Raw genomic sequence first — 15,637 nt, forward strand, 5'->3', positions numbered from 1 at the left:
ATTAAAAAATGAAATTAAGAAAAGATCAATTATCGCAAACTATACACTTTACTTTAGTGTCAAAATTATAATAATGATAATAAATATTAAGATGCATATAATGGTAAAAAAGAGTCATATTAAAATGAAAAATATCATTCTTGTAATTTTGATTGCAAACATTTTATCGGCTTGTGTATTAGCACCAAAGCTCAAACAGCCCAATGATAGGAACCGTGTGCCTATTAATAAAACAATCCCTGCCGAAATTAAGCGAGGAGACAGATGAAAACAAAACAAGTAAAACCAGTGAAAGCCGAACAACTTAGCAGTTATTATGAAGAAAGCCGTGGCTTAGAACGTGATCTTATTAATGAATTTATAAGATCGCGCAGAACGGCATGGCGTGTAGCGAGTACTGTTGGTCTTTTTGGCTTATTCGGTATGATATGTGGAGTCGTTGGGTTTTCTCAACCAGCTCCAACTCCCTTAGTATTGCGCGTTGATAACACGACGGGTGCAGTTGATGTTATCTCAGTCATGCGTGAACACAAAGAAAGCTATGGTGAAGTTGTAGATAGATATTGGCTAAACCAATATGTGCTTAACCGCGAAAATTACGACTACGATACGATTCAACTGAACTATGACACAACAGCACTTTTAAGTGCGGCATCTGTTCAACAAGAATATTATAAAATCTATGATGGAGAAAATGCACGGGACAAAGTGCTTTCCAATAAAGCACGTATCACAGTCAAAGTACGATCAATCCAGCTTAATGGACTCGGTCAAGCAACTGTACGTTTTACGACTCAGCAACTTGACAGCAGCGGTGCTACTACCGGACCAAAACAGCACCAGATTGCAACAATTGGTTACACCTATGTCGGTGCACCCATGAAATCATCTGATCGATTGCTTAACCCCCTTGGTTTTCAAATAACAAGTTACCGTTCTGACCCAGAAATACTGTTAAATGATTAAGGAATTGATTGTTATGAAAAAACTTGCGTTCGTTGTTCTATTGTCTTCGTTTTCTTCTCTTTATACGGTACCTGTGCAGGCGCTCAAAAGTCCATCAAATTCACAATATGATCACCGCATTCGCTATATAACATATAACGAAGCCGATGTGGTTCAAATTGAAACAGTTCTTGGTGTAGCAACACATATTATTCTTGAAGAAGGTGAACAGTATATCACTCATGCCTTTGGCGATTCAGAAGCCTATGCCTTTGCTCATAAAGGGCGGCATATTTTTATTAAACCAAAAGCAGAACTTGCCAATACCAATCTCATCGTTGTAACTGACAAACGGAGTTACAAATTCCGACTACAGTTTCGAAATGACCGTGCAGGATCAACATATGAATTAGCTTTCCATTATCCCGATTCAAATGATGAAAAGTCAGAAGAAAACAACCGACGCCTTGCGATTGAACGTGGTTTTCACCAAAGCGTCAAAGGCTATAATCTCAGTTATACTATGAGCGGTCATCAAGATATTGCTCCGATAAATGCTTGGGACAATGGGCGTATTACTTACTTCAAATTTCCCGCTAACATGGATATGCCATCGATTTATGTCGTAGATGCTGAAGGCAATGAAAGCTTAATACCACGCACCGTTATCGGCAGTTCTAATGATATTATCGCCGTTCATAAGGTCAATCCTAAATGGCTCATACGACTTGGTAAACGCGCTCTAGCTGTTTTTAATGAAGCCTATGACCCCAATGGCGTACCAAACACAACAGGGACAGTATCTTCGGTGGTTTATCGTATCAATAAAGGAGGAAAATGATGTTTGACAATAAGGAAGGAGAGGGAAAAGGTACAAAACTGGATAACGTCGAGCAAAAACATATTGAAGGTACTTATGGAGGGTCGGAACTAGGTTCTGAACGTCGTCCGACAATTCCAGGTACCCGTGCATTGTTAGTGGTAGGACTTATTGTCATAGTAACGATACCGATTGCCTTGACTTGGAAAGCTTTTAAAATGCGTAATACCGTGGAAGTTGAGGAAGAAAAACCACAACAAATAGTACAGCAAATTATACCAAACTATGTCCCTCGGATTATAGAAGAGCCGAAGATTGTAGAAGAAGCAGAAAAATCAGCACAAATAGAAGATTCAAACCTGGATATTCCACCGGCTTTGAGTAAGCTTCTTCAAACAGCCATTCCTCCACATATGCTCCAAGATTCTGAAGAATTAGCACGCAAACGTATGCTCAGTTCTAGCCTTAACAGCGGTGGTAGCGAAGGATCTACAGATACAAATAATAAAGCATCGAATAATGATAGAGGTAGTGGCGTATTATTTGATAACCTTCAGCCCGTACGTTTAGGTCAATCACATGCGGTGCAACTTCGTAACCGTGACTTTTTGATTACGCAAGGAACACAAATAGATTGCACGTTAGAAACAAAGATCATTACATCACAACCCGGAATGACGACCTGTCATTTAACACGCGATATTTATTCCACAAGTGGTCGTGTTGTTTTGCTTGACCGTGGTTCTAAAGTCGTTGGTTTTTACCAAAGTGGCATACAACAAGGACAAACGCGTGTGTTTGTGCAATGGTTACGCATCGAAACGCCTTCTGGTGTTGTTGTCAATCTTGACTCACCTGGCACAGGTCCTCTGGGTGAAGCGGGTATTGGTGGCTGGGTTGATAGACACTTTTGGGAGAGATTTGGTGGTGCAATTATGGTAAGCATAATCGGTGATTTAGGAGAATGGGTAAAAGGAAATGTTAGTAAAATCAGCAAAAAAAATAAAGAGAACTCACAAAATAAAGGTGCTCAGGATCCTGAATCTATAGCAATCGATGTTCTTCAAAATTCCATCAATATCACACCAACACTTTACAAAAACCAAGGCGAACGAGTAAATATTTTTGTTGCTCGTGATCTGGATTTCAGCGATGTCTACAGTCTTGTCACACGTTAACCCAATACAGAAAGATCAAGCAGTTTTTCAGCTTCTACAACCGCTTGATTGTTTCTTAGAAGATCCCTCGATCACTGAATTATCGATTTGCCGCCCCTGTGAAGTATGGACGAAAAGCTTTAAGGGTTGGCAAGTACATAGCGTACCAGAGTTAACAACCACTTTTTTGCAAACGCTCATTACAGCTATTATCGTTTATAACGGTATGGCTCCCAAAAGTATTAATTATGTGCTATTGCCTGGTGGACAACGTGGTACAATTATACAAACGCCAGCTGTCGTTGATGGTGCTCTTTCCTTTGTAATTCGTAAACATTCTCTTATAGTTAAGACGTTAGAAGAACTCAAAGAAGAAGGTGCATTTGATGATTTCTCCGACGTAAGTTTTAACAAACCTTCGCAAAAAGAAGCAAATAACTTGTTATCGAAGCAGGACTTCACACGGTTGGAGCCATTTGAAGTTCAACTTTTGCAACATAAACGTGATGGAAAAATTCTTGAATTTTTACAAGAATGCGTCTTTCACAAACGCAACATTATTATTGCAGGTAAGACAGGATCTGGTAAAACAACATTTGCTCGCTCTTTAATTGAAAAGGTCCCTGTAGAGGAGCGTATTATCACAATTGAAGATGTTCATGAGCTTTTTCTACCCAATCATCCCAATCATGTACATATGATTTATGGTAATAATGTAGGCCGTGTTTCAGCTGAAGAATGCCTAGATGCGTGTATGCGTCAGTCGCCCGACCGAATTTTTCTCGCTGAATTGCGAGGTAATGAAGCATGGGAATATCTCAATTCACTCAACACTGGTCATCCCGGATCGATTACAACAACGCATGCCAACAGCGCTTTGCAGACATTTGAACGATGTGCCACCTTGATTAAAAGATCAGAAGTTGGCCGGCAACTCGAGTTAGAAATGATAAAAATCGTTCTCTATACAACAGTTGACGTAGTGTTGTTCTTTAGAGATAGAAAACTCTCTGAAGTCTTTTACGACCCGATTTTTGCTAAATCAAAAATTGCTTAAGGGGAGCTTCCTCTCTCGGTAATATGATGCAAACAAAAAATAGCCGTAACTAATTGTTACGGCTATTTTTTAACTTTCCCTATTTTCTTTGCTTCTCCAATGCATTTTCTACACTCTTCATGAATAAAAGAAGAAAAAAGTTAATAGACAACAACTTTATGAGAAAACCAAATTATACATAAGGCTCTCTCTATTTTCTTACCTTTAATCATTTTTTCCATTTATCTTTTGATAAAGGTATGTTTGATGCAAAAAAAATAGCTATAAAATAAATATTTCAACAAAAGAAAAGAATAAATTTTGAATCGCCTATCAATGAAAGCTTTGTAAAATAGATACTTTCGATCATCACAAACAATTATCGTCATCAAGACCAAAACTTATCGTTTAAAAATTCTAAGTGCTATTTTCAAGTGATTAATAAATGTGTTTTTTAACCAAACAATCTCCAGATACGGAAAACCTCATACGAAATAAACTATCATTTCGATTTAGCATCTATAAACCACTTTCTATTTGGTAATAAAAAGTATAGTGGCATATCAACGTCTTCTTCGGACGAAGAAAGATTCTTAACCTCCGGCTGTTCGTAAACAACCAAATTTCTCTTAAGCAAGCTTTGCTAACCATATCACGTGGCTTATGTCCCTATCCTAAAGACGATATCCATAGATTACACAAGGTAAGCTCTACTCTGAATATTCCTGTTCTCTTCTCTGCACCTTAAAAAACGAAAATTCCTAAAAGCACAGATTTAAAATCCCTCTTCTTAAGATACATCACATTGATTTATAAAGAGTATTCATTATTCTGCATGTTGAATAAAAGATCTTAGTACCGTAGGATTCTCTCATTACATGTCTCTTGCACATTCCAAATAAATAAAACCGTGTAGAATGAAACTGTATAAAAAAGCACTAAAAATGCCTCTTATAAACCGTCCCAAATGCCAAAAACTGTCGCAACATTGGGAGTTGGCAAAGTGTATAATGGCGCCCAGCTTGCTCTTTTATGAAGTGTAAAGATAGAAATGCTCTACAAATTTTATATTGTTCATCGGGACTTTACCATTATACCATCCACAAGCCCTGTCGCGAAATGAGCTTGGGAACTTTAAAGAGAGGGTTCTTTAAAACAAGCGCGTAAATTGACAAGCCAAATGTATTTGGTTTGGGCGTTCTGTTTTGCATAAGGGTTATGATCTTTTTAAAGAACGAAAGAAACAAAAGCGTAAAGCAATGCGTAATCTCTATTATTTAAAAGGCATTACTCTAGACGCTTTTGAAAGTCATAAAACTGAACTAAAAATGACGACCAAAATGCAAACTGGTTTGCACCTTTACAGCTTCATATTCCCCAAAAATTAGGAGGCTGTATACCGGTTTCAGAGATTACGCCAACAGAGAGATAAGTAATACTCTTAACTCCCATCTGATAGGTAAAAGCTACAACAGCAAAAGCTCTTTTAGAGAAACAACGCCATAAAGTCATTAATAAACCGACAATGAATTGGAGAAATGTTCTAGATTTTTATCAAACACTCTGCAAAGCAACAATAATGATACAACTGGCTTTGCGTCTGCTTATTCTTACAGGTGCTCGTACCCATCTCTTGCATCAATTCGTGAAGATCAGATTGAAGGGGATATATGGACAATTCTTGGCTCGAGAATATGAACGGTCTGCGTGATACTACAGGAGATTTTCGCGTGCCCTTATGATCAGAAGCATTAAAAATTTTAAAACAAGCACGCTTGTTTTTTCGCAATGATTTCTTTTTTCTGTAACCGATCGTGGTCCTTATTAATGTGAATTTCCTATCACAATATATAAGAGAGATTAGACTAAAAACCTGTCCACGTAGATTTCGCTCTAGTTTACGTAATTGGCTAACAGACTCCACCTATCACACCTCAAAGGACGAAGCCTCTTAACACGCAAAAACTAATCTGCAAACAATCCGCCCCCTCGCCTAGCAGATTTCAAACCACTTTAATTACCACATCCTAAATACGATAGTGTTTTATGGCACAATAGAATAAATACCAAAACAATGACTGATTATACCGTTAATACTTGGAAACCTCTTTTTCATGTTAAGAAATATCTTTTATGCTGAAAAATAAAAAACACTTTTACTGCTTAAACAACTTTCTTAAGCATACATACAAGAACAATGAAATACCCTAACATAATAAATAAGATCTAAATCTAGAAATCTCTATTTTTGATAGATAAAAACATATAACATCAAAACCTCCGAAACTCGTCAAAATACAACATATTTTCTTTGATGATTGAATTTATTCAACTCAAACGAACCTACAAACACCGCTTATTCCACATTCGCAACATGTGTTCTTAGAATTCTTACTATCGTTTTCTAAATTTTTAGAGAAACCTATAAATTTGCTATTTTTTCAAACGTCTTATCTGCTCTTTAATGAATTTAAATCTATGACGTTACAATAATTTTAAATTACTTCCCCCTTAACTGTATGATCTATCTCTACAATAGATAGGAATTTTAAGTTCTCCATTTTTTAAGAACTATAAATTTTGTTTTTTAATGCTATTAACAATCCAATCTTTAAAATAAAAAATATGACCTTTAAATATATAAATGATGTTATCAAAAATTCCTAATCCCTGAATATTCGCAATGTTTTCGATATTATAATAAACGTATCGTAAAATGACAAACTGTCATAATGATCACTTCTTTGTATTCCATATGAATAATTTACATTCGTTATAATATTTGTATCAGCATTTATTTTTTGTGCTCTATTTATACAGAGTTATATTTTTATAAAAAATGATTAATTGAATCTGCATTAAAATAAAAACTTTGATACGAATTTAATAAAATAAAAACACATGGCATATTGATTTTATTGTTTTTACACAGAACACTATTTAAAGTATAGTTTACCCGAAAGACTAATGCCTTTTTAAAGGCAATAATAACTATGGTAACCACCTCATAAAAGCCAATAAATTTTTAGAGATTAAACCTCAAGAAGCGCAAAAAACACGCACAATTTTCTGTTTTTCTTTTTACTGTTCGTTAATCGGTCAATTTTCAAAGTAATATTCAACTATGAGTTTTCTGCTCAGCCATTGCAAGGATTGCTTCTACAAGGATTGCTTAATTTTTAGAGATTACTTCGCTTTTAGAATGATTATAGCTACTGCACCCTCATAAGCAGCCGATCTTCTTTTAGAGATTTAATTGCTAAAAGGAGATACAATTTTCTACCTTGCGCTTCATTTTCATCAAGCAATAAATTTTCAAAGGCGGCGTTCAACCATGAGTTTTTTAATTTCAGCAATCGCTTTCGCTGGATTTAATCCCTTTGGACAAGTTTGCGCACAATTCATAATCGTATGGCAACGATAAAGGCGGAAAGGATCTTCTAAATTATCAAGACGTTCACCACACATCTCATCACGTGAATCCGCAATCCAGCGATAAGCTTGAAGCAAAACAGCGGGTCCCAAATAACGATCACCGTTCCACCAATAACTTGGACATGAAGTCTGACAACACGCACACAAAATACACTCATAAAGGCCATCGATTTTTTGGCGATCGGAGTGACTTTGTAACCATTCTTTCGCAGGTTCAGGAGAAACTGTTTGCAACCAAGGCTCAATGACTCGATGTTGCGCATAAAAGCGCTTCAAGTCAGGAACCAAATCTTTAACAACCGGCATGGAAGGCAAAGGATAGACTTTAATGGGGTGTTTTACATCATCCATCCCTTTGGTACAAGCCAATGTATTGATTCCATCAATATTCATCGCACATGAACCACAGATGCCTTCACGGCAAGATCGACGAAGTGTCAAAGTTGGATCAATATGGTTTTTAATAAACAAAAGCCCATCAAGAATCATTGGACCACAAGCAGAACGATCTACGTAATAAGTATCCAGACGAGGATTATTCTCATCATCTGGTGACCAACGGTAAACATGAAATTCTGTCAGCTCTGTCGCACCTTCAGGTTTAGGCCAAACCTTCCCCGGTTTGACTTGAGAGTTTTTGGGAAGCTTAATTTGTACCATAATTCGTGTCTCCCCTTAATAAACCCGTTTTTTAGGTGCAATACGCTTTAAATCGATCCCACCATCAGCTTCAGATGTTAACGGGTCCACATGGACAGGTCGATATGATAACGTCACCTTACCCTCTTTTGACAAATGTGAAAGCGTATGTTTACGCCAGTTTTTATCATCACGCTCTGGATAATCTTCACGAGCATGAGCGCCACGGCTTTCTAAACGAGCTTGTGCAGAATGAACAGTCACAATTGCATTCGCCATGAGATTTTCAAGCTCTAATGTTTCAACCAAATCAGAATTCCATATCAGAGAACGATCTGTAACTTTGAGGTCAGACAATTCCCCCCAGATTTTATTCATCCGTTGACATCCTTGTTGCAAAGAATCTTCTGTACGGAATACTGCCGCATCTTCTTGCATTGTGCGTTGCATTTTTTCACGCAATAGAGCTGTTGGTATCGCCCCTTGTGCAAAACGTAAACGATCAAAACGCGCTATAATTTCGTCAACAGCTTCTTCATTGATGGGTGGAATTTCTGCATTCCGATCAATAACTTCGCCCGCGCGAATGGCAGCAGCACGACCAAACACCACAAGATCAATTAATGAATTTGACCCCAAGCGATTAGCCCCATGAACAGAAGCACATCCTGCTTCTCCTACCGCCATCAGCCCTGGTTGAATACGATCAGGCGAATCAGCCGTCGGATTGAGAACTTCCCCATAGTAATTGGTAGGAATCCCACCCATATTATAATGAACCGTTGGCAAGATGGGGATAGGCTCTTTTGTTACATCCACACCTGCAAAAATCCGTGCTGATTCCGAAATTCCCGGTAAACGTTCGTGCAAGATTGCAGGATCAATATGATTGAGAACCAAATGAATATGGTCCTTCTTAGGTCCAACGCCACGTCCTTCACGAATTTCAAGTGTGATACAACGCGAAACCAAGTCACGTGAAGCTAAATCCTTAAAGGAAGGTGCATAGCGCTCCATAAAGCGTTCACCTTCAGAATTGATTAAATAGCCTCCTTCACCACGAGCTCCTTCTGTAATTAAGCAGCCAGAACCGTAAATCCCTGTCGGATGGAATTGCACAAATTCCATATCCTGAAGTGGCAATCCAGCGCGTGCGACCATTCCACCACCATCACCCGTACAGGTATGCGCCGATGTCGCAGAAAAATAAGCCCGTCCATAACCACCGGTTGCAAGCACAACCATTTTGGCAGAAAAACGATGTATTGTACCATCATCGAGATCCCATGCCACAACCCCCGTACAAACCCCATCCGTCATGATAAGATCGAGTGCAAAATATTCAATAAAAAATTGCGCATTATGCTTTAAGCTTTGTCCATAAAGCGTATGCAAAATGGCATGGCCTGTACGGTCAGCTGCTGCACAAGTACGCTGAACAGGTGGACCTTCACCAAATTGTGTCGTATGTCCACCAAAAGGACGTTGATAAATTTTGCCTTCTTGCGTCCGCGAAAAAGGAACGCCATAATGTTCTAATTCGTAGACAGCAGCAGGTGCATTACGCACCAAATACTCCATTGCATCGGTATCACCCAACCAATCAGAACCTTTCACGGTATCATATAAATGCCACTGCCAATTGTCAGGTCCCATATTTGAAAGCGATGCAGCAATCCCCCCTTGTGCTGCAACCGTGTGTGAGCGAGTTGGAAAAACCTTCGTAATACAAGCTGTCTTTAATCCTTGTTCCGCCATACCAAGTGTTGCACGTAATCCTGCACCACCTGCCCCAACAACAACAACATCAAATTTATGATCTACAGTGCGATAAGGGGCGTTACCTGCTCTAGCGCCCAGAGATGATCCTGTACCCGCCATACTTGTTTAACCCCCTAATGCAATTTTCAAAAGAGAAAAAATAATGACACCACCTATAAGAAAACAAAATGAAATATTTAACGTCAAAAAGAATATTCGGAAACCTTCACGTGGAATATAATCTTCAATCACCACTTGCATACCAAGTTTCATATGATAAAGGACTGAAAAAGTCATCAATCCCATCAAAATAGCCACAACGGGATGTGCAAGCCGTGCACGCACAATACTATAATCCTTGCCTACAAGCGAAAGAATAAGAACAATAAAAAATATCAAAAGCGGCAGATTGACAAGCCCAGTCAAACGCTGTAGCCAAAAATGCTCTGTTCCTTCATGAGCACTCCCATGCCCCCGTACTTTTCCAAGTTCCGTTCGAAAGTCTTTTTTCATATCTCTTTTCACCCCCAGCTAAACAACGCTATATCCAATAATCCAAATTACAAAAGTAACAATAAGAGAGATAAACACTGTCGCCCAAGCAGTGACTGTTGCCTTTTCTTTTGCCAAAAGGCAAGGCATCATATCCCAAACAATGTGGCGAATACCACCAACCATGTGATGAACCCCTGCCAAAGTATAAAGAAACAAGATACACAATCCAAACCAAGAACTATAAATCTCGTGAACCGTTCTGAATGTCTCCTCCCCACAAGCAATAGCAATTAACCAAACAGCAAGAAAGACCATTCCAACATAAAGTGCCATACCCGTAACGCGATGCGCAATGGACATAGCCATAGTAATTGTCCAACGATAAATACTTATATGAGGGGAACGAGGGCGCTCTTTTATCCTAGTTGTTTCTGTCATAAAATATCCTGACCTGGTTTTTACTGCAACCGCAATGAACGAGAAAGTCCGCATAAAACGACTAAATATATTATCTCGTTTTTACTTGTTTGGCATCTCAAGATACCAATATTACAGGTCGGTTGTCTCAAATAACGGATTAAAGGTCACGCATAAAAAAACCGATTACTCCACGGATATAATCCGCAAAACTCGCCTTAATCTAATACAATTTTATCTTCACGTCAAAGGTCTAACATCTTTTCTCAAATATAAATAGGCATTTTTTCAGATTAAACTTATCTTTTTGAGTATCCACGATATATGCAATGATATCTAAATTCACCCGTTATTAAGAATAAAAAGAGGCAAAAATTGATAGATTAAACATTTTTATGTCCCCTCCAAGCCTTTTAAAAGACAAAACGAATCACAAAAGACACAAAAAGCGACTTTTATGCCGCTTTTGCATAAAGTTTAGCCGATATAATCTTTACTCAGCAACTTGCTTTTCAACATCTGTGCTTACAGCTGCTGCTTCTACTTTCTCAACAACCTTTTCAGCTTTTTTCCGATAATCTCTCTTTTCAGCGATACGCGCAGCTTTACCTCTCAAACCACGAAGATAATAGAGTTTTGCACGGCGCACTTTACCACGGCGCACCAGCTCAACACCTTCAATCAACGGAGAATAAACAGGAAACACCCGTTCTACCCCTTCACCATAAGAAATCTTGCGTACTGTAAAGGTCTCATTCAACCCACCGCCTGAACGCGCAATACAAACACCTTCGTAAGCCTGAACACGCGTCCGCGTACCTTCCGTCACACGCACCATGACACGGACTGTATCTCCTGGCTGAAAGGCTGGAAATTGGCGCTTTTCTTCAATTTTTGCACATTGTTCAGCTTCAAGTTGTGCGATAATATTCATTTCTTTTATCCTTCATGTTCTTTATCGAACAGTCAGAGCGCTCAACTCTTACCAAAAAAGCCTTTATTAAGAATAAGGAGCTCTTTAGGCTATGCCTTACACAGGAGCGAATACACCATTCCTTCATTTAATTTTGGAACTACAGAAAACCTTTTATAAAAAAACTCTCTAAAAAGAGAGCCATGCAATACACCACCTTATCATATGAATCAAGTTTTCTGATGATTTTTATCATAACGCGCATAAAGATCAGGACGACGTTGACGTGTTAACAATTCGGCTTGACTTTGACGCCAATCTGCGATCGCTTTGTGATGACCTGAGAGCAACACAGGCGGAATACCCCGCCCTTCGAAAAGGGAAGGACGTGTATATTGCGGATGTTCCAGCAAGCCATTTTCAAAACTTTCACTCTTCGCAGAAGCTGCATTCCCCATCACTCCAGGCAAAAGACGTATAATAGCATCTAAGATAACCAATGCAGCTGTTTCACCCCCTGAAAGAATATAATCACCTATAGAGACTTCTTCTAATTCTCGTGCTTCTATGACTCGCTCATCAACCCCTTCAAAACGTCCACAAACTAACGTTACACCCGTATCACGAGCCAAGCTATGCGCATAAGCTTGGTCAAAAGGGCGCCCACGTGGACTCATCAACAATCTTGGCGAATCCTGTGGACAAAAATCAAGAGCAGCCGCCAATACATCCGCCCGCATTACCATACCAGCCCCCCCACCAGCAGGTGTATCATCAACGCTATGGTGTTTGTCCAAAGCAAAATCCCTAATCTGTACCGTCTCCAGTGACCAAATTCCGCGCTCCAAAGCTTGCCCTGCTAAAGAATACCCTAAAAAACCAGGAAACATTTCAGGATAAAGGGTTAAAACGCGCGCCTGAAACTTCATTTTATTTCTCATCCTTATTTTCTTAAACAGACTCTATAATAGCAAAAATAGCACAAACAAGACTTTTAACGCTATAGCGTTAATATAAATCTCCTTGATCTGCGTCATATTCAATACGATCCTTCTAAATACTTGCACTAAAAAAAGACTCTAAAAATTCAGGACTATCTCAAGATAAAGTGTTTACAATATCTACTCAAAAGTACATTTTTAATATTTCCACACTCTCCACTTTTTATTGACGAAATTCATCAGTTATTTTTCCCTTCATCTTTATTTTTAGATTCAAGCTATTTCCTTTTTATCATTGTCTCCCCCATCACTTAAACCAGCTGCCATGGGATCAACAACAAGAAAACCAGAATCCATACAAATTTCTGGTACCGCCACCTTACTAAAGGGAATAAGAACTCTTTTACCCGTATTCAAACGTATTTCAAGCAAATCACCAGCCCCGAAATTAAAGAAACCACACACTTCACCCACGACTTTTCCCCCAAAATCTTGAACACGCAAGCCTATTAAATCAACTTGATAAAACTCATCCTCATCCAGATCATCAATTAATTGATTACGCATCACATAAAGGCGAATACCTTTTAAAGACTCAGCAACATTACGATTTTCTACCCCTCTAAAACGTACAATCGCCTTATTTTTTTGTATACGAAGAGTTACAATTTCATAAGAACGCCCCATATCATCATAAAGAGTGCTGTAGGACTTGAAACGCTGTGGCTCAGCACTTAGAATTTTAACAAAAACATCTCCTTTTATACCATGAGGCATACCAATAATGGCAAGATAGACTTTATTTTTAAGCTTTTCTTTATTATACTTCATGCAAAAATATTATCTCTCAAAAATGAACCCTTTAATCTTATAGTTTTCTATTCAATCTTGTTGCCATATGAGACAATCTTCTAAAAGAACTTTCTTGGTAACAAAAAACAAATTAATAAAGGAGAAAGTCTTATGGCAAATATTATGCTATTTTACAAAGATATCACACCAATCAACAAAGTTTCCCATAAAAATCTAAAATTTGCTCCTCCAAGTGATATGTCTTTTGCCAAGGATACTCACTGGGTTCCTTTAGCAAGTACTGAATATTTTCAAGCAGCACTAGACTATCCCATTTTATTTATGTGCGCCGAAGATGAACAAAAAAAACGGCACTACACATCCGCGGCTCTTGTAGGTCTTTCTAATGACGAAAATGACTATATCGCTTCTGATAAAAGTTGGAAAACCAATACTTATGTCCCTGCTTTTGTCCGTCGCTATCCTTTTGTTCTAGCACAAATTAGCAATGAAAAAGAACTTTCTGTTTGCTTTGATCAACAGTCAGGTATGTTTAACGAAGTTGCAGGAACAGAACTTTTTAATTCCGACGGCTCTATTTCTCCTTTTATGGAAGAACGTATTCGTTTTCTTGAAAGTTTTAAAATCGCTATGGAGAAAACCTCTGAGTTTATTGATGCTCTTGTGGAAATGGATCTTCTAAGCCAGAAATCTATCAATGTGAAAAACGATAAAGGACTCTCAGCGCAATTGGAACATTTTTGGGTTGTTGATGAAGAAAAATTGAATAAATTATCAGCAAGCCAACTTGCCAAGCTTCATAAAAATGGCTTTTTAGGATTAATTTTTGCGCATTTGATGTCAACGCACAATCTCTTAAAAATACTCTCTCTCAAAGGTGAAAAGCAACTTATCAATCGTGAAGAGCAACCCCAAAACAAGAATGGTCATTCTAACGATGAAAAATCTAAAAAGAAAGAAACTCTCAACTAGATAATGCCTATCAAAAACGACAAGAGAAAAGATAAAAATATTCCTCTCATTCCAGCAGACCATGCAATTTTAAACGCAAGGAAAAATTGGTTAGAGTGTCTCGTCCAAACACGTCGTATGTCGGCACAAACAGTGCAAGCCTATGAACGTGATACGCGGCAATTTTTGTCTTTTCTCTGTCAACACTTAAGCCATACACCAACCCTTACAGATCTTGCTCTTTTACGCATCAGTGACTTGCGTGCTTATCTTGCTTATCGGCGTACAAACAATGTAAGTGCTCGCTCTTTAAGCCGCGGAGTGGCAGGCATACGTTCTTTTTTCAAGTACCTATCACGTGAAGGAATCGTCAATGTTCCCGCGGCTCAACTTATCCGAAGCCCCAAACACCCAAAATCACTCCCAAAACCTTTAGCGATCAAATCAGCACTTCACATAGTCAAACAAGAAAACCAGCTAGAAAATGAACCTTGGATTAGCGCTCGTAATGCGGCTGTCCTCATGCTTCTCTATGGCTGTGGAATGCGAATATCAGAAGCCTTAAGCCTCACACCAGAACAATTTTCTGATCCTGAAAAAACAAGTTTATTTATAACAGGAAAAGGCGGCAAAACACGCCTTGTTCCTCTCATCAAAATTGTTTACGAAGCTGTACAAAATTATCTCAAATGTTGCCCATATCCTTTAGTGGATAACCAACCCATATTTCGCGGGGCACGAGGCGGCCCCCTACAGCCCGCCATTATTCAGAAAACTGTACGCAACTTACGAGCAAGCCTTGGTTTACCAGAAACTGCAACGCCTCACACACTGCGCCATTCTTTTGCCACCCATCTTTTATCACGGGGAGGAGATTTACGCACGATTCAAGAACTTCTTGGGCACGCTAGTCTTTCCACCACACAAATCTATACCCATGTCGATACAGACCATTTGTTAGAAATTTATCAAAAGGCCCATCCCCGTTCCTAAAAAACGTCTCATCAAAAAAATTAGAGTGTTTCAACCTCAAGTGCCAAGGCATGGACACAAGTAGCTAACTCTTTTTGTAAAACTTTATAAATCGCTCGATGTATTTCTACGCGTGTCATATTGGAAAAAGAAGAAGATAAAATTTTCACTCGAAAATGTGTTTCTCCTTTACCATCAAAAGCATGTTCATTGTGAGGATGCCCCTCATGAAGATGACTTTCGTTAATCACTTCAAGCTTTTGCGGATGAAAAGCATCCTGAAGCTTTCTCTTGATTATTGTTTCTATAAACATTTTTCATTCCTCAAACAAAATGAACGTG

15 protein-coding genes and 1 pseudogene are annotated in these 15,637 nt (G+C 38.5%); 8 read left to right on the plus strand and 8 right to left on the minus strand.

The window, feature by feature from the left end:
• The first annotated feature begins 124 nt into the window (after nt 1-124).
• The 6 genes and pseudogenes from ACFIKB_RS00005 to ACFIKB_RS09720 all read left to right on the plus strand — a co-directional run bounded on the left by ACFIKB_RS00005 (nt 125) and on the right by ACFIKB_RS09720 (nt 5,913).
• Nucleotides 125-268, plus strand: a complete 144-nt coding sequence (locus ACFIKB_RS00005) for a TrwH protein (protein WP_375647001.1) — start codon at nt 125-127, stop codon at nt 266-268.
• The gene (locus ACFIKB_RS00010) at nt 265-966 is read left to right on the plus strand and encodes a virB8 family protein (protein WP_375644313.1); all 702 of its coding nucleotides are present in this window, start codon (nt 265-267) and stop codon (nt 964-966) included. The genes ACFIKB_RS00005 and ACFIKB_RS00010 overlap by 4 nt, the downstream gene beginning before the upstream one ends.
• 13 nt (nt 967-979) lie before the next feature.
• Nucleotides 980-1,786, plus strand: coding sequence for a P-type conjugative transfer protein VirB9 (gene virB9, locus ACFIKB_RS00015; protein WP_375635291.1), 807 nt, complete (start codon nt 980-982; stop codon nt 1,784-1,786).
• Nucleotides 1,786-2,943 (plus strand): type IV secretion system protein VirB10, encoded by a 1,158-nt coding sequence (gene virB10 / locus ACFIKB_RS00020; protein WP_375644411.1) that lies wholly within the window; start codon nt 1,786-1,788, stop codon nt 2,941-2,943. Before virB9 ends, virB10 begins: the two co-directional genes overlap by 1 nt.
• The gene (gene virB11 / locus ACFIKB_RS00025) at nt 2,918-3,979 is read left to right on the plus strand and encodes a P-type DNA transfer ATPase VirB11 (protein ID WP_375652517.1); all 1,062 of its coding nucleotides are present in this window, start codon (nt 2,918-2,920) and stop codon (nt 3,977-3,979) included. The genes virB10 and virB11 overlap by 26 nt, the downstream gene beginning before the upstream one ends.
• A gap of 946 nt (nt 3,980-4,925) precedes the next feature.
• Nucleotides 4,926-5,913, plus strand: a pseudogene (locus ACFIKB_RS09720) (integrase).
• Nucleotides 5,914-7,273: 1,360 nt separating this feature from the next.
• On the opposite strand, the gene ACFIKB_RS00030 reads toward ACFIKB_RS09720, so the two are convergent.
• From ACFIKB_RS00030 to rimM, 7 genes are all read right to left on the minus strand, one after another.
• Entirely contained in the window at nt 7,274-8,053 is a 780-nt protein-coding gene (locus ACFIKB_RS00030; RefSeq protein ID WP_375635293.1) for a succinate dehydrogenase iron-sulfur subunit, read from the minus strand.
• A 15-nt stretch (nt 8,054-8,068) separates the two neighbouring features.
• The gene (sdhA, locus tag ACFIKB_RS00035; RefSeq protein WP_375635294.1) at nt 8,069-9,913 is read right to left on the minus strand and encodes a succinate dehydrogenase flavoprotein subunit; all 1,845 of its coding nucleotides are present in this window, start codon (nt 9,911-9,913) and stop codon (nt 8,069-8,071) included.
• 6 nt (nt 9,914-9,919) lie between these two features.
• The gene (sdhD, locus tag ACFIKB_RS00040; RefSeq protein ID WP_375624899.1) at nt 9,920-10,306 is read right to left on the minus strand and encodes a succinate dehydrogenase, hydrophobic membrane anchor protein; all 387 of its coding nucleotides are present in this window, start codon (nt 10,304-10,306) and stop codon (nt 9,920-9,922) included.
• 18 nt (nt 10,307-10,324) lie between these two features.
• Nucleotides 10,325-10,726, minus strand: a complete 402-nt coding sequence (gene sdhC, locus ACFIKB_RS00045) for a succinate dehydrogenase, cytochrome b556 subunit (protein WP_015857037.1) — start codon at nt 10,724-10,726, stop codon at nt 10,325-10,327.
• Between the two features lie 472 nt (nt 10,727-11,198).
• Entirely contained in the window at nt 11,199-11,639 is a 441-nt protein-coding gene (gene rplS, locus ACFIKB_RS00050; protein ID WP_375635295.1) for a 50S ribosomal protein L19, read from the minus strand.
• 209 nt (nt 11,640-11,848) lie between these two features.
• Nucleotides 11,849-12,547 carry a tRNA (guanosine(37)-N1)-methyltransferase TrmD gene (gene trmD / locus ACFIKB_RS00055; protein ID WP_015857039.1) on the minus strand — a complete coding sequence of 233 codons (699 nt, stop codon included), beginning with the start codon at nt 12,545-12,547 and terminating at the stop codon, nt 11,849-11,851.
• 285 nt (nt 12,548-12,832) lie between these two features.
• The gene (gene rimM / locus ACFIKB_RS00060) at nt 12,833-13,390 is read right to left on the minus strand and encodes a ribosome maturation factor RimM (protein ID WP_375635296.1); all 558 of its coding nucleotides are present in this window, start codon (nt 13,388-13,390) and stop codon (nt 12,833-12,835) included.
• A gap of 132 nt (nt 13,391-13,522) precedes the next feature.
• Here rimM and ACFIKB_RS00065 point away from each other — a divergent pair, with 132 nt between their 5' ends.
• The gene (locus ACFIKB_RS00065; protein WP_015857041.1) at nt 13,523-14,344 is read left to right on the plus strand and encodes a SapC family protein; all 822 of its coding nucleotides are present in this window, start codon (nt 13,523-13,525) and stop codon (nt 14,342-14,344) included.
• A gap of 3 nt (nt 14,345-14,347) precedes the next feature.
• A complete protein-coding gene (locus ACFIKB_RS00070) occupies nt 14,348-15,316 on the plus strand; it encodes a tyrosine recombinase XerC (RefSeq protein ID WP_375652519.1) in 969 nt (322 codons plus the stop codon).
• Nucleotides 15,317-15,336: 20 nt separating this feature from the next.
• Here ACFIKB_RS00070 and ACFIKB_RS00075 read toward each other — a convergent pair whose 3' ends face one another.
• On the minus strand, nt 15,337-15,609 hold the full coding sequence (locus ACFIKB_RS00075; protein WP_375635298.1) for a BolA family protein: 273 nt from the start codon (nt 15,607-15,609) through the stop codon (nt 15,337-15,339).
• Nucleotides 15,610-15,637 lie beyond the last annotated feature (28 nt).

Source organism: Bartonella sp. MR110HLJHH (assembly GCF_042194225.1).
Classification (GTDB): domain Bacteria; phylum Pseudomonadota; class Alphaproteobacteria; order Rhizobiales; family Rhizobiaceae; genus Bartonella; species Bartonella grahamii.